Consider the following 20,576-nt stretch of genomic DNA (forward strand, 5'->3'; position numbering starts at 1 on the left):
ATGTAAAAAGCACCGCTTTGGCGGTGCTTTTTTATGTCATTAATAAGCTAATGAAGCAATTAGTTGCGATATAACACCTTGATAATATGGTAGCCAAATTGGGTTTTTACTGGCCCGGTTGGCTTGAGCACTTCACAGCTGAAGACCACTTTATCGAAAGCTGGCACCATATCTCCTTTACGGAACTCGCCTAAAGAACCGCCGTTACGTTTTGACGGACAGCTCGAGTATTTCCGAGCCAGCGTATCAAAACTGACGCCGCGTTTGAGCTTGGTCAGTAGTTCGTTAGCCAATGCTTCGTTATCCACCAGGATATGGAGTGCAGAGGCTGTTTTCGCCATCTTGTTGGTTACCATTGTTTTGCCTTTTGCTTCTTAATTTTTGCCCATTATACCTGCTCGATAACTATTCTCAGCAACAAACAATCTCTGCAATAACCAAGTCATTCTCCTTTCTGCGCACGTCTCGTTTTTTGCTTTTGTGTCTTGATGTGACTGCTTTATGAGCAATGTGTGCTTGTCGATATTGACCAATTATCATACACCGAGTAGTTGTTAAGATATTAACAATGTCTGGATGTGTGAAATATGTGTTAGATGCCATTTGGTTTAGGCTCGGAGGAACTATGCAAAATGATAATAGAATCGATGAGGTGAAAGCCTGTGTGCATGCTTATTTTACTGGTATGTATCAGCGAGATTTATCGCTGCTTGCTGATAGTTTTCACCCGGACGCCTGGCTGTTTGGTTATATCAATGGTGAGTTCGAGCGCCTTTCCGTCGCACAATGGCTAGATAAATTAGCTCAAGCTCCGATCCCTGCTGAGCGGGGAGAAAATTTCAAAATGCACATTATTGCGATGGATATTACTGAACGTATTGCCTCGGTCAAAGTTTATAACTTCCTGCATGACATGGCGTTTATTGATTATTTATCGCTGCTGAAAACGGCGGATGGTTGGTGCATCGTCAATAAAACCTTCGCGCAGTTTTAGCAGGGTTCCTTCTTTAATAAGGTGTTGATTTGCAAACCTAAGGAAAAATTATGTCTCTTCCAAATGTTCTCAGTGCGTTAGCTGAACCGGGCTGGAAAAACTATGACGATTTTGCTCAAGGTATTGATACCAATCGACTGCCATCGACTCATCACTGGCAGGGGAAGGGGTTTACAATAGTGTTTGAAGAGGGACAAACTCTACGCTTGGCGTTTTTAAGTGGCGATCTCCATCAGGTGCGCTGGGAATCGGGCAATGAGCAAGGCGTCGACTTCTATGATGAAGTCTGCACCTCCGAGTCGCATTATTTCTTCAGTGTGCAGTTTGCCGCTAAGCCCGATGAGTGTTTGGTGCTGGTCGTTAATACGCAAACGCGACGGGTACTCGCTGTGCGTTGTAAGCTCCTTAGCGCTGAACAAGCCACAGGAGGATCGAGACTGGCACAACGTTTTATGGCCGGATATATCGAAGGTGAAACGCCACAGGGCATGGTGCCCGCACTCACGCGAGAATTGATTGGTTATCGTGCTCTGAATATTTACAGCCCTAACCATTATTACGAGCATTTCTACGTTAACTCAGAACGTTACGCCTGGCAGAATTTGCGCGGTGAACAGTTTGGCCACGGCGATATGGATTATGCTACCTACTATAAATTTTCGCCGGATAAGTATTTGTTCAGTTTCAGGGAAAAAATCATTCCGGTATGTTCGGTCTTCTTTTTTGATTATCAGCTAGGGCGTTGTACCGGTATTTTTATGGGGGTTGCGGCGTCTGGTGAGATACAAATCCGGCCGGCCGGCGCTTTTATCTCCAAAATGAGTTTTAACTGTTATCCCGTCGGCGTTGCGCCACTGTGAAGGGAATGGGCGGTCGGTACTCCATCAGCAAGCGATGTTTGTTATACTCGCCGCCTGTTCTTTATCTGAGTGCTACCCGTTATGCGATTAAACCCCAGTCAACAACACGCCGTCGAATTCGTTACCGGGCCTTGTTTGGTTCTGGCCGGGGCTGGCTCGGGTAAAACGCGGGTAATTACCAACAAAATCGCTCATTTGATCCGTGAATGTGGTTATCAGGCTCGTCATATCGCTGCCGTAACCTTTACCAACAAAGCCGCGCGTGAAATGAAAGAGCGTGTAGGGCAAACGCTGGGGCGCAAAGAAGCGCGCGGATTAATGATCGCCACCTTCCATACTTTGGGGTTGGAGATTATTAAAAAAGAATTTGCAGCGTTGGGAATGAAGTCCAACTTTTCGCTATTTGACGATCAAGATCAGATAGCTTTGCTTAAGGAGTTGAGCGAAAAGTGGTTGGAAAATGACAAGACGTTGATCCAGCAATTGATCTCGACCATCTCCAATTGGAAAAACGATCTGGTTGATCCCGCTCGTGCGGCAGATTTAGCCCGATCCGAGCGTGATAAGCTTTTTGCCCACTGTTACGCGATGTATCACGATCATATGCGCGCCTGTAATATTCTGGATTTCGACGATCTGATCCTGCTGCCGACATTGCTATTACAGCGCAATGAAGAAGTACGAGAACGTTGGCAGAATAAATTACGTTACCTGCTGGTGGATGAATATCAAGATACCAACACCAGCCAATACATGATGGTTAAGCTATTGGTCGGCAACCGCGCACGTTTTACCGTGGTCGGTGATGATGACCAGTCGATCTACTCTTGGCGCGGCGCACGGCCGCAAAATCTGGTGTTGCTGAAAGAAGACTTCCCACATTTGCAGGTCATTAAGCTTGAGCAGAACTATCGCTCGTCTCAGCGCATCCTCAAAGCTGCCAATATCCTGATCGCCAATAACCCACACGTGTTTGAGAAGCGATTATTTTCCGAATTGGGTTACGGTGAAGAGTTAAAAGTGGTCACGGCCAATAACGAAGACCACGAAGCGGAGCGCGTCGTCGGTGAACTGATTGCCCATCACTTTGTGAAGAAAACTAACTACGGCGATTACGCCATTTTGTATCGTGGTAATCACCAGTCGCGGCTGTTCGAAAAGATGCTGATGCAAAACCGCATCCCTTATCGTATCTCTGGCGGCACCTCTTTCTTCTCTCGCCCCGAAATTAAAGACTTGTTGGCTTACCTGCGTGTATTGACCAACCCCGATGACGATAGCGCATTCTTGCGTATCGTTAACACGCCACGGCGTGAGATTGGGGCTGCGACCCTGCAAAAACTGGGTGAGTGGGCCAATCAGCGCAATAAAGGGCTATTTAAAGCCAGCTTTGATATGGGGTTAAGCCAGTATTTAACGGGGAGAGGCTTAGAGTCTTTGCAGCGTTTTACCCATTGGATGGGGACTATCTCCGAACTGGCCGAACGCGAACCTATCGCAGCGGTTAGAGATTTGATTCACGGTGTGGATTACGAAAGCTGGTTATTTGAAACTTCCCCCAGTCCGAAAGCCGCTGAAATGCGCATGAAAAACGTTAACCAGTTGTTTAGCTGGATGACCGAAATGCTTGAAGGTACCGACTTGGATGAGCCAATGACGCTGACTCAAGTGGTCACCCGTTTCACCCTGCGCGATATGATGGAACGCGGTGAAAGTGAAGAAGAGCTGGACCAAGTACAGCTGATGACGCTACATGCGTCAAAAGGTCTGGAATTCCCTTACGTCTTCTTAGTCGGCATGGAAGAAGGTCTGTTGCCGCATCAGAGCAGTATTGATGAAGACAACGTCGATGAAGAACGACGTCTGGCTTATGTGGGCATCACCCGCGCTCAGAAAGAGCTGATCTTTACGCTTTGTCGTGAAAGACGCCAATACGGTGAGCTCATTCGCCCAGAACCCAGCCGTTTCCTGTTAGAACTGCCGCAAGATGATCTCGCCTGGGAAACCGAACGCAAAGTCGTTAGCCCAGAAGAACGGCAACAAAAAGGCTTAAGCAATCTGGAAAAAATCCGCGCACAACTGGCAAAAGCCAAAGAAAACGGGAATTAAGAAAGGTTTTTGAATCTTTTTTGTGTTGGCTTAAAAAGCCAAGTGGCGCACTCAAAATTTCACTGATAAATGGTGGAGAGACAATAGTTTTATTATTAGCTCGCACCCGAATGCGGGGATCCGTAGGGATGAAATTTGCGCTATCGCGCAAGCCCCTGAAACACGACCGCTACTGGACTGAGAGTTAACGAATATAAAAGGCGCCAAATTGCGCCCTCCGATTTACATCATAACGGGCTCAGTCGCCTACTGAGAAGGAACCTTAGGCAGGTTCCTGTTCTTCAATACTCAACGGCCAATGGACGTAGCTCTGCCAATGGCTTTCTTGCTCTAACTCTTCGGCGCGCAGCGGATGTTGTTCTAACCAGCCTTGAGGTACCACGACACGGAGCTCATCTTCGTTAGCATGCAGACGTACTGCCGGTAACGTGTCATCACGGCGACGGCTGGCAAAGATAATCGCCAGTCGCATAATGCGGCACAAACGTTCTGCCTGACGTGGTGGCAAGGCGTTTTGCTGATTAAGCAGTGACAAGTCCAGATTGCTGTTCTGGTTTTGCAGCAGTGTGGCTAATAGTTTCTTTTGAGCGGGGGTAAAGCCCGGCAAATCCAGATGGCGGATTAAATAGGCCGCATGCTGTGGCGCTTTTTTGAAATCAACGCTTAAACCAATCTCGTGAATCAAACAGGCGCTGTTGAGTAATTCTCGCGCACGTTCGTCCAAGTGCCAGATATTTGCTACCTGTACAGAGAAGTTATCCGCTAATTGGGCGACGCGAGCAGCCTGTTCACTATCAAGCAGATAGTGACGTTGTAAATTACGCAGCGTACGTAAACGAATATCCTGCACGACAGGTAAATGCAGCATGCCATAGACCAATCCTTCGCGCAGTGCGCCGCCGGCTAAGGTCATGGTTTCAATATTTAGCGTTTTGAAAAGAGCTATCAGAATAGATAAGCCGCTAGGGAAGACTAACGCTCGTTCTAATGTTAGTCCTTCTATTTCTAATTCTTCCAACTTGCCACAGGCAATAGCTCGTTGTTTGAGCTGTTGTAACTTAGGCAGGGTAATACGTTCGTCCATGCCTTGAGCAACCATAATTTCCTGCAACGCTTGCACGGTGCCTGAGGCACCTACACAAATTTGCCAACCGTTTTCTAGCAGTATATTGGCGACAGGGCGGATCATTTCGGTTGCGGCGAGTTCTGCCTGTTCAAAATTTTCTTTCGCGAGATTGCGATCCCCAAAGTAGCGTTCGAGCCAGGTTACGCAACCCATAGATAGGCTGAATAACCGCGTTGCCTGCGCGCCGGTTCCGGTGACAAGTTCGGTACTGCCACCGCCGATATCGACCACTAGCCGCTTTTCCGGGCCGCCAGTGGTATGCGCTACACCTTGGTAAATCAATCGAGCTTCTTCTTCGCCGCTGATCACTTGTACCGGGCAACCCAAGATAGTTTCAGCCACCTTGAGAAATTCATCGGCATTGTTCGCCAATCGTAATGTTGCGGTAGCCACGACACGAATTTGATCGAGCGGAATATCCTGCAGCCGTTCAGAGAATAACCTGAGGCATTGCCAGCCGCGTTGCATCGCTTCCTGCGATAGCTGATTTTGCTTGTCGAGCCCTGCGGCTAGGCGAACTTTACGTTTAATACGCGCTAGCGTTTGAATACTTCCCGCCACCTCACGGACGACCAACATATGAAAGCTGTTGGAACCCAGATCGATCGCTGCATAAAGTGAGGTGGAGCTCAGCATAGTTTTAGCTCGTGCGTTTACGGTTATTACGAGGCGCACCATTTCCGCGACGCGACGATGGCGTATTGCGGCGTGGGCCATTACCATTGCGACTGCGAGCCAGGCGTTTCGCCGGAGGCAAATCAGTCAATAGGGCATCACTATTATATTTGCTAACTGGAATACTGTGGCCAGTATAGGTTTCAATCGCCGTCAAGTTCAGCGCGTATTCTTCACAAGCCAGGCTTATCGAGTGACCACTTAAACCAGCACGGCCGGTACGGCCAATACGGTGAACATAATCTTCACAGTCATCAGGCAAATCGTAGTTAAAAACGTGTGTCACGGCTGGGATATGCAAACCGCGAGCGGCGACATCGGTAGCGACCAAGATGTCGAGATCACCTTTGGTGAAATCTTCCAGAACACGCAGACGTTTCTTCTGCGGCACGTCGCCGGTCAACAGACCAACGCGATGACCATCGGCAGCCAAACTCCCCCAAACCTCTTCACAGCGATGCTTGGTGTTTGCGAAGATAATGCAGCGATCTGGCCACTCTTCTTCAATCAACGTTTGCAACAGGCGCATTTTCTCTTCATTTGAAGGATAGAAAAGCTCTTCCTTAATGCGGTGTCCGGTTCTTTGTTCCGGTTCGATTTCAATCGACTCGGCATTGTTCATGTTTTCAAATGCTAATTCTTTAACGCGATAAGATAACGTTGCAGAGAACAGCATATTTAAACGTTGATCGGCTGGTGGCATTCTGCGGAACAGCCAGCGGATATCCTTAATAAAGCCCAGATCGAACATACGATCGGCTTCATCAAGCACAACGACCTGAATCGCGCCCAAATTGATATGATTCTGTTTGGCGTAGTCGATGAGACGACCGGTTGTACCAATCAGGATATCAACGCCGCTTTCTAACACTTTTAGCTGTTTGTCGTAGCCATCACCGCCGTAAGCCAGACCCAACTTCAGGCCAGTAGACTCGGAAAGTGCGGCGGCGTCAGAGTGAATTTGTACTGCTAATTCACGCGTTGGTGCCATAATCAACGCACGAGGTTGATTGGTTTGGCGACCTTCTGCAGCGGGGTGAGAAAGCAAATAATGGAAAGTAGACGCTAAGAAAGCTAGCGTCTTGCCGGTACCGGTTTGCGCCTGACCCGCTACATCTCGCCCAGAAAGGGTAATTGGCAATGCCAATGCCTGAATAGGGGTGCAGTAATGAAAGCCTTTCTTTTCAAGGGCTTCAACCGCAAGTGGGTGCAGGGCGAAGTCGGAAAACTTCTTTTCTGTTAAGTGTGTTTTGCTCATAGTGTGGTAGAATATCAGCTAAGTATTGCTTTACGAAAGCATATCCGTTGAAATAAAAACGGTGAAATCAAGTCAACCTGATGTTGCTTAATGCTACATCAACCAGGTAAAGATAATCCTTTGGAGTAGAACATGAGCGATAAAATTATTCATCTGAGCGATGACAGTTTTGGCAACGACGTCCTGAAAGCAGAAGGGCCTGTTCTGGTCGACTTCTGGGCAGAATGGTGCGGTCCATGTAAGATGATTGCTCCGATCCTGGACGAAATTGCCGGCGAGTTTGCAGGTAAGTTGACCATTGCTAAATTGAATATCGATGAGAACCAAGGTACCGCGCCAAAATACGGTATCCGCGGTATCCCAACGCTGTTGTTATTCAAAGGCGGTGAAGTGGCTGCAACCAAAGTTGGTGCCCTGTCAAAAAGCCAGCTGAAAGAGTTCTTGGAAGCAAATCTGTAATCTGAATTAGCATATTCAGCTAGGTGTTTAGGGGTGCTTCGAGTTTTTCAAATTGACCTCTAGACGCCTGTCTGGAAGCGTGATAAGTTTATCTTCACTGCATATAGACCTTACCTGTAGTTTGACTCTTATATAGTTTGATTCTAACCATAGTTTGACTCTTATATAGTTTGATTCTAACGTTTTACCCTGTGTCGAAAACATCTGCCTCTAATGTTGCTTCTAAAAAATAAGTTGAACTGGCGATGTGCTTTGACAATCTAACGGTTTACATACAAGCGGCTTTAAGACACCTTCAATATCAGTCTGCCCTCTACAACACTGGCTCGTGAGCGTTTACGTGCTGCCTGTTATCAGAAACTGCTAATTGAGTGTCGTATATAAACAGGCACGGATGACCTTGCCATCCTCATTCACGACAGATGTTCGAGACATACCCCGAGTTAAAGAACCCACCACTATGAATCTTACCGAATTAAAAAATACGCCGGTTTCTGACCTAATAGCACTCGGCGAAAATATGGGACTTGAAAACCAAGCCCGTATGCGTAAACAAGACATCATCTTCTCGATTTTGAAGCAACATGCGAAAAGCGGAGAAGATATTTTCGGCGACGGCGTACTGGAAATATTGCAGGACGGATTTGGTTTCCTCCGCTCTGGTGATAGTTCCTACCTTGCTGGTCCCGACGATATCTATGTTTCTCCTAGCCAAATCCGCCGCTTCAATCTCCGTACTGGTGACACCATTTCTGGTAAAATTCGCCCACCAAAAGAAGGTGAACGCTATTTTGCCCTGTTAAAAGTTAACGAAGTTAACTACGACAAACCTGAAAACGCCCGCAGTAAAATCCTGTTCGAAAACCTTACTCCACTTCATGCTAATTCTCGTCTGCGGATGGAACGAGGCAATGGTTCGACAGAAGATTTAACCGCTCGCGTACTGGATTTGGCTGCGCCAATCGGTCGTGGACAGCGTGGACTCATCGTAGCACCGCCGAAAGCCGGTAAAACTATGTTGTTGCAGAACATCGCCACTAACATTGCTTACAATCATCCAGATTGCGTATTGATGGTGCTGCTGATTGACGAGCGTCCAGAAGAAGTGACCGAGATGCAACGTTTGGTTAAAGGTGAAGTTATTGCTTCTACCTTTGATGAGCCAGCGTCTCGCCACGTTCAGGTCGCCGAAATGGTCATCGAGAAAGCTAAGCGTTTGGTTGAGCATAAAAAAGACGTCATTATCTTGCTCGACTCCATCACTCGTTTAGCGCGTGCTTATAACACCGTGGTTCCAGCATCTGGCAAAGTGTTGACTGGTGGTGTGGATGCTAACGCATTGCATCGTCCTAAGCGTTTCTTCGGTGCCGCTCGTAACGTAGAAGAAGGTGGTAGTTTGACTATCATCGCCACCGCACTGGTTGATACCGGTTCGAAGATGGATGAAGTGATCTACGAAGAGTTTAAAGGTACCGGCAACATGGAATTGCACTTGGCGCGTAAAATCGCTGAAAAACGTGTATTCCCTGCTATCGATTACAATCGCTCTGGTACCCGTAAAGAAGAATTACTTACCAGTTCTGAAGAGCTGCAAAAAATGTGGATCCTGCGCAAAATTATTCACCCAATGGGTGAGATCGACGCGATGGAGTTCCTCATCAATAAGCTTGCGATGACAAAAACCAATGACGATTTCTTCGATATGATGAAACGTTCTTAGTTTTCATTAGTAAATCTGTGCAAAACGCCACGCTAAGTCGTGGCGTTTTGTGCTTTAGGTGGTTACGATATGTAACGTAATTTTTTTAGTAAAATTATTCAGATATACACCGATAGTTTTTTCCATTTTCTCTGTTTACTTTATCGATGTTTAAAAGTGCGATAGCACAGCATTTTAAGTTTTGTTGGAAAAAAACAAACTGTAGCAATAAGATATGATGGTAAAGCTGTGAGGTATGATGATGATTAATAAGCTTCAAGCTCGACTACATTCTCTTTTTGCAGATCAATCTTTATTGCAGAGATGTATTAATTGTGAATTTACTCACTATGAGTACTGAACTTTTCTTTATTTTCTTGTTTTCTTTTGTCTTTTTATTTTTGGCACGAAAAGTTGCCAAAAAAATAGGCTTGGTGGACAAGCCCGATTTCCGTAAACGCCATCAGGGGCTGATTCCTCTGGTTGGCGGCATTTCTGTCTACGCTGGTATCTGCTTCACCTTTTCCATCACCGATTATCACATCGCCCATCGAGAATTGTACTTGATTTGCTCTGGGTTGCTGGTCTTTGTTGGCGCGTTAGACGATCGCTTCGATATTAGCGTGAGAATCCGCGCTTTCATTCAGGCGATTGTCGCGATTGTGATGATGGTATTTGCTGGCATGGTGCTGAGTAATCTGGGTCATATCATCGGGCCTTGGGCGATGGCATTAGGGCCGTTCAGCTATCTATTTACTCTGTTTGCCGTCTGGGCGGCTATCAACGCTTTCAATATGGTTGATGGTATCGACGGCCTTCTTGGTGGTTTGTCTTGTGTCACCTTTGGCGCGATGGGCATTGTGATGTTCATGAGCGGATACAGAGAGTTGGCGCTGTGGTGTTTTGCGATGATTGCCTGCATTGTGCCTTATATTCTGCTTAACCTCGGTGCCTTTGGCCGCCGCTATAAAGTGTTTATGGGAGATGCGGGCAGTACATTAATTGGTTTTACGGTCATTTGGATCTTACTGCAAAGTACACAGGGGGTCTCTCCTCCTATGACGCCTGTCACTGCACTTTGGTTAATCGCTATTCCGCTAATGGATATGATTGCCATCATGTACCGTCGCTTGCGTAAAGGCATGAGTCCCTTCTCCCCGGACCGCCAACATATTCACCATTTGATCATGCGGGCCGGGTTCACCTCTCGGCAGGCTTTTGTCCTCATCACTTTAGCGGCAGCGGTGCTGGCGGCTATAGGGGTAACTGGTGAGCATTTGTTGGTGCCGGAATGGGTGATGCTGGCGCTATTCCTGCTCGCATTTCTACTGTATGGCTATTGTATAAAACGTGCATGGCGAGTGGCTCGCTTTATTAAAAGAGTGAAAAGACGCTTGCGTCGGATGACTCACCAATAGATCTTTAATCATTCATTTAGCTATTTATCCATCTGGCTATTTATCAATTGAGGTTTGGTTGGGATGAAATCAGAGACGATGTCCAAAAAAGACGATCTCGCCCTTGATAACGAATTAGACATTCGCGGTTTGTGTCGCTCATTATGGCGTGGTAAGTGGTGGATTGTCGGGATTGGCGCGGTGTTCGCGCTGGTGACTTTGCTCATCACCTTACTGATGACACCGGTCTGGAGTTCGCTGGCGGTGACTGATAAGCCAACGGTCAACAACCTCGGCTCGTATTTTTCTCAGGCCCAGTTTTTGCGTAATTTGGACACACGTAATGTACTGACGCCGACTGGCGATGGTCCGTCGATTTCTGATGATGCTTATAATGAATTTATCAAACAGTTAGGCGCTTACGATACCCGCCGCGATTTCTGGCTGAAAAGCTCATATTATCAGCAGCGCAAAGAAGGGAAGGCCACTGCAGACGCGACATTATTGGAGAAGCTTATCAATGATGTGCAATTTATTGCCCGCGACGACAAAAAGTTTCCCAACGACAGTATTAAACTCTCTGCCGAAGATGCAGCAGATGCCAATAACCTGCTGCGCGACTATGTCAATTTTGCCAGCGAGCGAGCGGCTAAGCATCTGACAGATGAAATTCAAGGTGCCTGGGCTGCCCGAACGCAATCCATGAAAGCACAAGTTAAACGCCAAGAGGCCGTTGCTGGAGCTATTTATCAGCGTGAGGTCAATGGCATTGAACAGGCGTTAAAAATTGCCCAGCAGCAAAAAATCGACCGTAGTATCACCGAAACCACAGCTCAAAACCTTTCTAATGCAGATCTGTTTTTATTAGGTACGCCGATGTTGCAGGCACGTCTCGAATTGCTGCAAGCCAGCGGGCCGAGTTTTGATGTGGATTACGATCGTAATAAAGCCATGCTTGCTACCTTGAACGTTGGGCCAGTCTTAAATCCCAATTTTCAAACTTATCGCTACCTACGCACGCCAGAAGAACCGGTGAAAAGAGACAGCCCACGCCGGGTGTTCTTGATGGTGATGTGGGGAGTTGTGGGAGCGTTTATTGGTGCTGGAGTTGCGCTAACCCGTCGTCGTTATTGAGATCAGCCAAGAGGCTGTGAATTTACGCATGGCAGGGATAAATAAATGGGCATCGAAGAGTGCCCGACCTGCAGAGAATCTCTGTGCCTATCCGAATAAGCGAGATCGCTATGAAGATATTAACTATTTTTGGTACCAGACCTGAAGCCATCAAAATGGCGCCTTTGGTACATGCTTTGGCTCAGGATGAGGCCTTTGAATCAAAAGTCTGTGTGACTGCCCAACACCGAGAAATGCTAGATCAAGTTGTCCAGCTTTTTGCGATTAAGCCGGATTACGATTTAAATATTATGCAAGCTGGTCAAGGTTTGACGGAAATTACCAGCCGTATTCTTCTCGGTCTTAAACCAGTTTTGGAAGAGTTTAAGCCCGACGTTGTATTGGTGCATGGCGATACCACTACTACGCTGGCCGCTAGTCTGGCCGCTTATTATCAACAGATTCCTATTGGCCATGTTGAAGCGGGGCTACGTACGGGGAATCTGCTTTCACCTTGGCCTGAAGAGGGAAACCGTTGTCTTACTGGACATTTGGCGGCCTGGCATTTTGCTCCCACTGAACTATCCCGGGCAAACTTACGACGTGAAGGTATTAACGACTCGGCGATTTTTGTTACCGGCAATACGGTGATCGATGCGCTGTTGTGGGTACGTAATCTGGTTAGCGAAGATAACGAACTTGCCGCTCGCTATCCTTTCATTGACCCACAGAAAAAGATGCTGCTGGTGACCGGTCATCGCCGTGAAAGCTTTGGCGGCGGTTTCGAACGTATTTGTCACGCCTTGGCGCAAATCGCCACGCAACACCCTGATTTACAAATTGTCTATCCGGTACATCTCAACCCGAATGTCAGTGATCCTGTAAAACGGATTTTGCATGGCATTGATAATGTCATCCTGATCGAGCCACAGGATTACCTGCCATTTGTTTATCTGATGGATAAAGCAACGCTGATTTTAACTGACTCCGGCGGCGTACAGGAAGAGGCACCCTCGCTAGGTAAACCGGTGCTGGTAATGCGCGATACCACCGAACGACCTGAGGCGGTTGATGCGGGGACGGTACGGTTAGTCGGAACGAACACCGAAACGATTGTTAATGAAGTAAACAGGCTGCTGACGGATTCACAAGCCTATCAAAGTATGAGCAGAGCGCATAACCCCTACGGTGATGGACAAGCTTGTAAACGCATTTTGGACGCATTAAAGACATATCGGAAAATGTCATGAGTTTTGAAACTATCTCTGTGATCGGTTTGGGCTATATAGGGCTGCCAACGGCGGCCGCATTTGCCTCATGCCATAAAAAAGTGATTGGTGTTGATATCAACCAGCATGCGGTTGATATCATTAATCAAGGCGCCATTCATATCGTCGAGCCTGATCTCGATGTATTAGTTAAGCAAGGTGTCGAAAACGGTTTCCTGCGTGCGGTGACAACACCACAAGCGGCAGATGCTTTTTTAATTGCCGTACCGACGCCGTTTAAAGAACAACACCAGCCTGATTTGATTTTTGTAGAGCGTGCTGCCCGTTCGCTTGCTCCGGTGTTGAAAAAAGGTGACTTAGTCATTCTGGAATCGACCTCACCCGTTGGGACGACTGAACAGGTGGCTGAATGGCTCGCTCAGATGCGCCCAGACTTGACCTTCCCGCAACAGGCCGGTGAATCATCCGACATCAACATTGCTTACTGTCCCGAGCGCGTATTGCCGGGCAAGGTGATGGTTGAGCTGATGAAAAACGATCGGGTGATTGGCGGCATGACATCAGTATGCTCACAGCGGGCCTGTGCACTGTATAACCTGTTCTTGCAGGGTGAATGCATTATTACCAACTCCCGGACTGCCGAGATGTGCAAGCTAACGGAAAACAGCTTCCGTGATGTCAATATCGCTTTTGCCAATGAGCTGTCGCTTATCTGTGATGCTCAAGGTATCGACGTATGGGAATTAATCCGCCTGGCTAACCGACATCCGCGTGTGAATATTTTACAGCCAGGGCCGGGTGTTGGTGGGCACTGCATTGCAGTCGACCCTTGGTTTATTGTGGCGCAAAACCCTGATCTAGCCCGATTGATTCATACTGCGCGTGATGTCAACGACAGCAAACCATTCTGGGTGATGGACAAAGTGAAAGCTGCACTAGCAGACTGTTTGACGGTGAGCGGCAAACGGGCTGCGGATATCAAAATTGCCTGCTTTGGCTTGGCCTTTAAATCTAATATTGACGACTTACGTGAAAGCCCGGCAGTGGAAGTGACCAAACTTATTGCCGATTGGCACGCCGGGGAAACTTGGGCTGTCGAGCCTAACGTGCAGAAATTGCCCACTTCTCTGGCTAAAAAAGTGATATTGAAAGGTCTCACCGAGGCGTTAGAACATGCCGATCTGCTGGTGATGTTGGTCGATCATACGGATTTCAAACTGATTCCAAGGGATCAGATTACCCAGAAATGGATCATTGATACCAAAGGTGTCTGGCAATAGTTTGCCGCCAGAGTGGGGGAACATCTGATGAGTGTGCATGGTAATTTGCAGCCCCTCTCTTGGGAGAGCGAATTCTTTGGCCTGCAGACGGCAAAACTGCAGCTGGCATCTGAAGCTCCTTTGATTACAGAGGCCATGTTGGCATGCCATGCATTGGTACAAGCTAAAGTGCCCGCTGCTAATGTCGCTCAACTTGATGCTTTATCTCAACTTGGTTTTCAATTCGTAGAAGGTGAAATGGATTGCTGTCTGGCGATAACAGCGCAGGATGGCTTACCCGCTGTACCGCAGAGATGGCGTGTTGCCAATACGGACAGCCTAGACTCGGTTCGTGATATTGCCAGAGGCGCTTTCTCGTTAAGCCGTTTTCGCTCGCCTTGGTATCAACCTGGTGATAGCGGCCGTTTTTACACGCTGTGGGCTGAAAAAGCCATTCTTGGTACCTTTGACACACATTGCTTAGTCATTCAGGGCACCGACGCCCAACCGCTGGGTTTTGTGACTTTGCGCAGTATTGCGCCGGGTGAAGCGCGCATTGGTTTATTAGCCGTGCGGCCGGATAGTACTGGGCAGGGTGTCGGAAAAAAATTGATGATTGCCGCACGGCAATGGTGCGCTCAGCAGGCAATTTCACGGTTATACGTCGCGACCCAAAGCAGCAATATCGCTGCGCTCAACCTTTATCTGGCAAGCGGTGCAAAGCTTGTCAGCTCGGCTTACTGGCTCTACAGGTAAATCTTATGATCCCGTTTAATGCACCGCCCGTTGTTGGCTCCGAAATCGACTATATGCAGGCGGCGATGGCAAGTGGCAAATTATGCGGCGATGGTGGTTTTACGCGCCGTTGCCAGCAATGGTTTGAGAAAAACTTTCGTAGTGCAAAAGTGTTATTAACACCTTCCTGTACCGCCTCGTTAGAGATGGCGGCGCTGTTGCTTGATATTAAAGACGGCGATGAAGTGATCATGCCCAGCTACACCTTTGTCTCTACTGCGAACGCCTTTGTGCTGCGCGGAGCTAAGGTTGTTTTTGTTGATATTCGTCCCGATACGTTAAATATCGATGAAACCTTGATTGAAGCGGCGATCACCGATAAAACCCGTGCCATCGTGCCGGTGCACTACGCGGGCGTTGCCTGTGAGATGGATGTCATTATGGCGCTTGCAGAAAAATACCATCTGTTTGTGGTGGAAGATGCCGCGCAAGGTGTGATGTCGACCTATAAGGGTAAAGCGCTGGGCACTATTGGTCATATTGGCTGTTTCAGTTTTCACGAGACCAAAAATTACACCGCCGGTGGTGAAGGTGGGGCAACGCTGATTAATGATCCTGCGCTGATCGACCGTGCAGAAGTCATTCGTGAAAAAGGCACCAATCGTAGTCAATTTTTCCGCGGTCAGGTTGATAAATATACATGGCGGGATATTGGTTCCAGCTACCTGATGTCAGATCTGCAAGCCGCCTACCTTTGGGCACAGCTAGAAGTCGCAAACGAGATTAATCAGCGCCGCTTGGCTTTATGGCAACAATACTATTCTGCTTTCGCGCCGTTGCAAAATGCCGGGCATCTTGAGCTGCCACGCGTGCCCGCTGAATGTGTGCAAAACGCCCATATGTTTTACATTAAATTGGCTGATATCGAACAGCGTGATGCCTTAATCCGTTACATGAAAGAGGCGGAGATTTTGACGGTGTTCCATTATATCCCGCTACATAGCTCCCCGGCGGGTGAATCTTTTGGACGCTTTGCCGGTGAAGACCGCTTTACCACGCAAGAGAGTGAACGTCTGGTGCGCTTACCATTGTTTTATAATATGGACGATATCACGCAAAAAACAGTGATCGCCACGTTGCAAAGCTTCTTCGCCTGATATGTCACTTGCTAAAGCCTCTATTTGGACCGCTGGCTCGACGCTAATTAAAATTGGCGCTGGTTTGCTGGTGGTCAAATTGCTTGCCGTTAGTTTTGGTCCGGATGGTGTTGGTCAAGCGGGAAACTTCCGCCAATTGGTCACCGTGTTGGGCGTACTTTCTGGTGCCGGGATATTTAATGGTGTCACTAAGTATGTTGCTGAGTATCAGCACCAACCCGATCGCTTAAAAGCAGTACTTGGCACCGCTTCAACGCTGATTCTGGGATTTTCCTCGCTGCTGGCGGTCATTTTTCTGCTGGCGGCAGCGCCAATTAGCGAGGCGTTATTTGGGCATGACCGCTACCAGTCGATAGTGCGTGCGGTTGCATTAATCCAGATGGGTATAGCTTATGCCAACTTTTTCCAGGCGATCCTCAAAGGGTATCGCGATGCGATGGGGAATGCGCTGGCAGTCATTGGCGGTAGCCTGATTGGCTTACTGGCTTATCTATTGTGTTTCTGGCTGGGTGGATATGTTGGTGCATTGGCGGGATTAGCATTGGTGCCAGCGCTAGCGTTATTGCCGGCTGGGGCCATCTTGCTACGCAAGCAAGCTTTTCCACTGCATTATCTTGCCCTACGTTGGGATGCGTTGCTGGCCAGCCACTTTGCTAAGTTTACGCTGATGGCGCTGATTACCTCGGTCACATTGCCGGTGGCCTATATCATGATGCGTAACCAGCTGGCCGCGCATTATGGCTGGCAGGCAGTGGGGATTTGGCAGGGCGTCAGCAGCATTTCCGACGCGTATTTGCAGTTTATCACCGCTTCTTTTAGCGTCTATCTGTTACCGACGTTAGCGCGGCTTACTGATAAACAGGCCATTTCACGTGAAATCATCAAGTCATTAAAATTTGTTCTGCCGGTCGTTGCCGCCGCGAGCTTTACCGTATGGTTGTTGAGAGATTTTGCTATTTGGTTACTGTTTTCTAAGCAGTTTGTGGCAATGCGTGATCTCTTTGCCTGGCAACTAGTCGGGGATGTGCTAAAGGTCAGTTCTTATATCTTTGGTTACCTGGTAATTGCGAAGGCATCACTGCGTTTTTATCTCTTAACTGAACTGAGCCAGTTTGCATTGCTCAGCGGTTTTTCTCATTGGCTTATCCCTTTGCATGGTTCATTGGGCGCGGCCCAAGCCTATATGGCGACCTATATTATTTACTTCGCCCTGTGTTGCACCGTATTTGTTATTTATCGTAGACGAGCATGACAACCCTGATTCACGTATTGGGATCTGATATCCCACACCATAATATGACTGTGCTGCGCTTCTTTAATGATGTGCTGGCCTCTTACGTGCCGATTGAGCAACTAGGGCGCTTTATGGTAGTTAGTCGCGACCCAGCGGCGTTTGATGCTTTCAATGAACTCAAGATTGAAATCGCGGCGGATAAAGCCACATTGGCGCAAGCGGTTATTGCACTCGCGCGCGAAGATCGCAGCCGTCGCTTTCTGTTTCACGGTCAATTTAATCCCGGTTTATGGCTGGCCTTACTGACGGGCAAGATTAAGCGCGACCAATTTTACTGGCATATTTGGGGCGCGGATCTTTATGAAACCGCCTCGAGTATGAAATATCGACTCTTCTATCTATTGCGGCGTTTCGCGCAGAAACGTGTGGGGCACGTTTTTGCCACGCACGGTGATTTAAGCTACTTTCATCGGCGGCATCCTAATGTAGCGTCATCATTACTCTATTTTCCGACGCGTATGGACCCGGCGTTAACTCTGCCTGCTACTACGCCTGCGCCACAGGGGAAAATGAGGGTGCTGGTGGGTAACTCAGGTGATGCCAGCAATCGTCATCTGGAAGCATTGCGTACATTACATCAGCAGTTTGGTGCTGATATCCAAGTGATCTTGCCGATGGGCTATCCGCAGAATAATCAGGCTTATATCGAACAAGTTAGGGCCGAAGCGTTACGGCTTTTCCCTGTTGAAAACGTGCGCTTATTGGTTGATTCGATGGCCTTTGATGACTATCTGGCGATGTTGCGTACCTGCTCATTAGGTTACTTTATCTTTGACCGTCAGCAGGGAATCGGCACCTTGTGCTTACTTATCCAGTTTGCTGTCCCTTTTGTTATTAGTCGGCACAACCCGTTTTGGGAAGATTTGGCTGAGCAGCATTTACCCGTGTTGTTTTATGGTGATGAGCTTAATATAGCGACGGTTAACGAAGCGCGTCGTCAAATGCTCAGTTGCGATCGCCACAATATTGATTTCTTCAACCCTAACTATATCAAGGGTTGGCAGCAAGCGTTGGCTCGCATAGCAGGAGAGCCATCATGACCTTAGCCCAGCTAGGTGGGATGAGCGCAGTGTATGTGCTTTCCCTGCTGTTTATTCTAACGTTAACCTACATTGAGTTTCGCCGTGTGCGTTTTAATTTCAATGTGTTTTTCTCTGTGCTTTATCTGCTGACCTTCTATTTTGGTTTTCCTCTGACTTGTATTCTCGTTTTCCAGTTTGATGTTACCGTGGTGCCGGTCAGTTATTTACTGCAAGCGATGCTGGCCTCGACTTGTTTCTACGGTATCTATTATGTTTGTTATAAAACACGGCTACGACGTAAGCGCGTCGGTCCGGCGCGTGAAATATTCAGCATGAATAGAGTCGAGACGCATCTTACCTGGATGTTAATGGCACTTATTGCCATCGTGACTGTGGCTATTTTCTTTATGAATAACGGTTTTTTGTTGTTCAAATTGACCTCATATAGCCAGATATTTTCCAGTAATGTTTCTGGAGTCGCGCTCAAACGTTTCTTCTATTTCTTTATTCCCGCGATGTTGGTGGTTTATTTTCTACGTCAGGATGGGAAAAGCTGGCTACTGTTTTTGGTCACTACCGTCGCATTCGGTGTACTGACTTATGTCATTGTCGGCGGTACCCGCGCCAATATTATTATTGCCTTTGCTCTGTTCTTGTTTATCGGCATGATCCGCGGCTGGATAACGTTGTGGATGTTAGCTATTGCCGGCGTACTGGGCGTTGTAGGGATGTTCTGGCTGGCGTTAAAACGTTATAACCTCAATGTGAGCGGCGCTGAAGCATTTTATACATTCTTGTATTTGACCCGTGATACGTTTTCGCCGTGGGAGAATCTTGGCCTATTACTACAAAATTACGACAAGATTAGTTTCCAGGGATTGGCACCTATTATCCGTGACTTTTACGTGTTCATCCCTAGCTGGTTATGGCCAGGTAGACCAAGTGCCATCATGAATACCGGTAACTACTTCACGTGGGATGTATTGGATAATCATTCGGGATTGGCAATATCCCCGACACTGATTGGGTCACTGTTAGTGATGGGCGGAGTGTGGTTTATTCCGTTGGGTGCAGTGGCAGTTGGATTGATAATTAAGTGGTTTGATTGGCTTTATGAACAGGGGAAATCCGAACGTAACCCTTACAAAGCGGCAATTTTACACGGCTTTTGTTTCGGGGCGGTGTTTAATATTATTGTGCTAGCGCGTGAGGGTGTGGATTCTTTCTTTTCACGAGTGATTTTTTTTGGTGTGGTGTTTGGTACCTGCCTGGTACTGGCAAAACTCCTGTACTGGCTATTCGATTGCGCTGGTTTGATTAAATTGAGATCTTCAAAATCTCATCAAACTGCGCAAGTAGAAAGGACGCCTATAGATAGCCCGGAGTCATAGTAATAATGCATTCAGAACATATTCCTAAATATAAAATACGCGGGATCGATTTATGGGGATTCCGCTCAATGGCACAACTTCTCGATTATTTATTTACTGGGAGAAAAACTAAAACTGGCATTTTGGTGGCAATGAATGCTGAAAAAGTGCTCACCATTGAGCGTGATGCGCAGTTGCGGACGTTAATTGACGACGCTGACTATAAATATGCCGATGGCATCAGTATCGTACGTTCTATTCGCCGTAAATATCCCGAGTCACAGGTTGACCGTATTGCTGGTGCGGATTTATGGGAAGCCATAATGGAGCGAGCAGGCAGGGAAAATGCGCCAGTTTTTCTAGTCGGTGGTCGCCAAGCTGTGCTGGATCGTACTATTGAACTATTAAGAGCACGTTGGAATGTAAATATCGTCGGTAGCCAGGATGGTTATTTCACGCCTGAACAGCGTACTGCGGTCTGCGAGCGGATTAAATCAAGCGGTGCCGCTATTGTGACTGTCGCAATGGGTTCTCCACGCCAGGAGTTACTGATGCGTGATTGCCGCCAGTTATATCCTGAAGCGCTATATATGGGCGTGGGTGGCACCTATGATGTTTTTGTTGGCGAAGTGAAACGTGCACCTAAAGTCTGGCAAAAATGGGGAGTAGAGTGGCTTTACCGCCTAATACATCAGCCCAGCCGTTTGCCACGTCAGCTGAAATTACTCAAATATCTATTTTATCATTACACCCGCCAACTTTAATTCTATCTTCTCTATCCAATTAATTTTGAGATGCAGGCAGGCGGCTAAGCCTCCTG

18 protein-coding genes are annotated in these 20,576 nt (G+C 47.6%); 15 read left to right on the forward strand and 3 right to left on the reverse strand.

Annotation, left to right across the window (positions count from 1 at the left end; genetic code table 11):
• Positions 1–59: 59 nt before the first annotated feature.
• Positions 60–341: a peptidylprolyl isomerase PpiC gene (ppiC, locus tag ACL9RG_RS17150; RefSeq protein ID WP_422793954.1), complete on the reverse strand. Its 282-nt coding sequence runs from the start codon at positions 339–341 to the stop codon at positions 60–62.
• A gap of 284 nt (positions 342–625) precedes the next feature.
• Here ppiC and ACL9RG_RS17155 point away from each other — a divergent pair, with 284 nt between their 5' ends.
• The 3 genes from ACL9RG_RS17155 (at position 626) to rep (ending at position 3,963) form a co-directional block, all read left to right on the forward strand.
• Entirely contained in the window at positions 626–994 is a 369-nt protein-coding gene (locus ACL9RG_RS17155; protein ID WP_422793848.1) for a nuclear transport factor 2 family protein, read from the forward strand.
• Between the two features lie 50 nt (positions 995–1,044).
• Positions 1,045–1,854, forward strand: a complete 810-nt coding sequence (locus tag ACL9RG_RS17160) for a MoaF C-terminal domain-containing protein (protein ID WP_422793849.1) — start codon at positions 1,045–1,047, stop codon at positions 1,852–1,854.
• 81 nt (positions 1,855–1,935) lie between these two features.
• Positions 1,936–3,963: a DNA helicase Rep gene (gene rep / locus ACL9RG_RS17165; RefSeq protein WP_422793850.1), complete on the forward strand. Its 2,028-nt coding sequence runs from the start codon at positions 1,936–1,938 to the stop codon at positions 3,961–3,963.
• Positions 3,964–4,225: 262 nt separating this feature from the next.
• Here the strand turns inward: rep and gppA are convergent, their stop codons facing one another.
• On the reverse strand, positions 4,226–5,725 hold the full coding sequence (gppA, locus tag ACL9RG_RS17170) for a guanosine-5'-triphosphate,3'-diphosphate diphosphatase (RefSeq protein ID WP_422793851.1): 1,500 nt from the start codon (positions 5,723–5,725) through the stop codon (positions 4,226–4,228).
• A 4-nt stretch (positions 5,726–5,729) separates the two neighbouring features.
• Positions 5,730–7,022 (reverse strand): ATP-dependent RNA helicase RhlB, encoded by a 1,293-nt coding sequence (gene rhlB, locus ACL9RG_RS17175; protein ID WP_422793852.1) that lies wholly within the window; start codon positions 7,020–7,022, stop codon positions 5,730–5,732.
• A gap of 132 nt (positions 7,023–7,154) precedes the next feature.
• Between rhlB and trxA the strand changes: the two genes are divergently transcribed.
• The 12 genes from trxA (at position 7,155) to wecG (ending at position 20,520) form a co-directional block, all read left to right on the forward strand.
• Entirely contained in the window at positions 7,155–7,481 is a 327-nt protein-coding gene (trxA, locus tag ACL9RG_RS17180; RefSeq protein ID WP_422793853.1) for a thioredoxin TrxA, read from the forward strand.
• A gap of 460 nt (positions 7,482–7,941) precedes the next feature.
• The gene (gene rho / locus ACL9RG_RS17185) at positions 7,942–9,201 is read left to right on the forward strand and encodes a transcription termination factor Rho (protein WP_422793854.1); all 1,260 of its coding nucleotides are present in this window, start codon (positions 7,942–7,944) and stop codon (positions 9,199–9,201) included.
• 314 nt (positions 9,202–9,515) lie between these two features.
• Positions 9,516–10,598, forward strand: coding sequence for a UDP-N-acetylglucosamine--undecaprenyl-phosphate N-acetylglucosaminephosphotransferase (gene wecA / locus ACL9RG_RS17190; protein WP_422793855.1), 1,083 nt, complete (start codon positions 9,516–9,518; stop codon positions 10,596–10,598).
• A gap of 63 nt (positions 10,599–10,661) precedes the next feature.
• A complete protein-coding gene (gene wzzE, locus ACL9RG_RS17195) occupies positions 10,662–11,711 on the forward strand; it encodes an ECA polysaccharide chain length modulation protein (protein ID WP_422793856.1) in 1,050 nt (349 codons plus the stop codon).
• A gap of 110 nt (positions 11,712–11,821) precedes the next feature.
• Positions 11,822–12,940, forward strand: a complete 1,119-nt coding sequence (gene wecB, locus ACL9RG_RS17200; protein WP_422793857.1) for a non-hydrolyzing UDP-N-acetylglucosamine 2-epimerase — start codon at positions 11,822–11,824, stop codon at positions 12,938–12,940.
• On the forward strand, positions 12,937–14,199 hold the full coding sequence (gene wecC / locus ACL9RG_RS17205) for a UDP-N-acetyl-D-mannosamine dehydrogenase (RefSeq protein ID WP_422793858.1): 1,263 nt from the start codon (positions 12,937–12,939) through the stop codon (positions 14,197–14,199). Before wecB ends, wecC begins: the two co-directional genes overlap by 4 nt.
• 27 nt (positions 14,200–14,226) lie before the next feature.
• The gene (rffC, locus tag ACL9RG_RS17210) at positions 14,227–14,934 is read left to right on the forward strand and encodes a dTDP-4-amino-4,6-dideoxy-D-galactose acyltransferase (protein WP_422793859.1); all 708 of its coding nucleotides are present in this window, start codon (positions 14,227–14,229) and stop codon (positions 14,932–14,934) included.
• 5 nt (positions 14,935–14,939) lie between these two features.
• On the forward strand, positions 14,940–16,070 hold the full coding sequence (gene rffA, locus ACL9RG_RS17215) for a dTDP-4-amino-4,6-dideoxygalactose transaminase (protein WP_422793860.1): 1,131 nt from the start codon (positions 14,940–14,942) through the stop codon (positions 16,068–16,070).
• Position 16,071: 1 nt separating this feature from the next.
• Positions 16,072–17,322, forward strand: coding sequence for a lipid III flippase WzxE (gene wzxE, locus ACL9RG_RS17220; RefSeq protein WP_422793861.1), 1,251 nt, complete (start codon positions 16,072–16,074; stop codon positions 17,320–17,322).
• A complete protein-coding gene (locus tag ACL9RG_RS17225; protein ID WP_422793862.1) occupies positions 17,319–18,404 on the forward strand; it encodes a TDP-N-acetylfucosamine:lipid II N-acetylfucosaminyltransferase in 1,086 nt (361 codons plus the stop codon). Before wzxE ends, ACL9RG_RS17225 begins: the two co-directional genes overlap by 4 nt.
• Complete coding sequence (wzyE, locus tag ACL9RG_RS17230) at positions 18,401–19,777, forward strand: ECA oligosaccharide polymerase (RefSeq protein WP_422793863.1); 1,377 nt, start codon at positions 18,401–18,403, stop codon at positions 19,775–19,777. Before ACL9RG_RS17225 ends, wzyE begins: the two co-directional genes overlap by 4 nt.
• A gap of 5 nt (positions 19,778–19,782) precedes the next feature.
• Positions 19,783–20,520 (forward strand): lipopolysaccharide N-acetylmannosaminouronosyltransferase, encoded by a 738-nt coding sequence (gene wecG / locus ACL9RG_RS17235; RefSeq protein ID WP_422793864.1) that lies wholly within the window; start codon positions 19,783–19,785, stop codon positions 20,518–20,520.
• The last annotated feature ends 56 nt before the right edge of the window (positions 20,521–20,576 follow it).

This window comes from Rouxiella sp. Mn2063, from assembly GCF_049319665.1.
GTDB lineage: Bacteria > Pseudomonadota > Gammaproteobacteria > Enterobacterales > Enterobacteriaceae > JBMOUD01.

Bases quoted from the DNA above. Each gene is read 5' to 3' on its own strand.
- ppiC (WP_422793954.1), bottom strand. From the start codon at position 341: ATGGCGAAAACAGCCTCTGCACTCCATATCCTGGTGGATAACGAAGCA.
- ACL9RG_RS17155 (WP_422793848.1), top strand. From the start codon at position 626: ATGCAAAATGATAATAGAATCGATGAGGTGAAAGCCTGTGTGCATGCT.
- ACL9RG_RS17160 (WP_422793849.1), top strand. From the start codon at position 1,045: ATGTCTCTTCCAAATGTTCTCAGTGCGTTAGCTGAACCGGGCTGGAAA.
- rep (WP_422793850.1), top strand. From the start codon at position 1,936: ATGCGATTAAACCCCAGTCAACAACACGCCGTCGAATTCGTTACCGGG.
- gppA (WP_422793851.1), bottom strand. From the start codon at position 5,725: ATGCTGAGCTCCACCTCACTTTATGCAGCGATCGATCTGGGTTCCAAC.
- rhlB (WP_422793852.1), bottom strand. From the start codon at position 7,022: ATGAGCAAAACACACTTAACAGAAAAGAAGTTTTCCGACTTCGCCCTG.
- trxA (WP_422793853.1), top strand. From the start codon at position 7,155: ATGAGCGATAAAATTATTCATCTGAGCGATGACAGTTTTGGCAACGAC.
- rho (WP_422793854.1), top strand. From the start codon at position 7,942: ATGAATCTTACCGAATTAAAAAATACGCCGGTTTCTGACCTAATAGCA.
- wzzE (WP_422793856.1), top strand. From the start codon at position 10,662: ATGAAATCAGAGACGATGTCCAAAAAAGACGATCTCGCCCTTGATAAC.
- wecB (WP_422793857.1), top strand. From the start codon at position 11,822: ATGAAGATATTAACTATTTTTGGTACCAGACCTGAAGCCATCAAAATG.
- wecC (WP_422793858.1), top strand. From the start codon at position 12,937: ATGAGTTTTGAAACTATCTCTGTGATCGGTTTGGGCTATATAGGGCTG.
- rffC (WP_422793859.1), top strand. From the start codon at position 14,227: ATGAGTGTGCATGGTAATTTGCAGCCCCTCTCTTGGGAGAGCGAATTC.
- rffA (WP_422793860.1), top strand. From the start codon at position 14,940: ATGATCCCGTTTAATGCACCGCCCGTTGTTGGCTCCGAAATCGACTAT.
- wzxE (WP_422793861.1), top strand. From the start codon at position 16,072: ATGTCACTTGCTAAAGCCTCTATTTGGACCGCTGGCTCGACGCTAATT.
- ACL9RG_RS17225 (WP_422793862.1), top strand. From the start codon at position 17,319: ATGACAACCCTGATTCACGTATTGGGATCTGATATCCCACACCATAAT.
- wzyE (WP_422793863.1), top strand. From the start codon at position 18,401: ATGACCTTAGCCCAGCTAGGTGGGATGAGCGCAGTGTATGTGCTTTCC.
- wecG (WP_422793864.1), top strand. From the start codon at position 19,783: ATGCATTCAGAACATATTCCTAAATATAAAATACGCGGGATCGATTTA.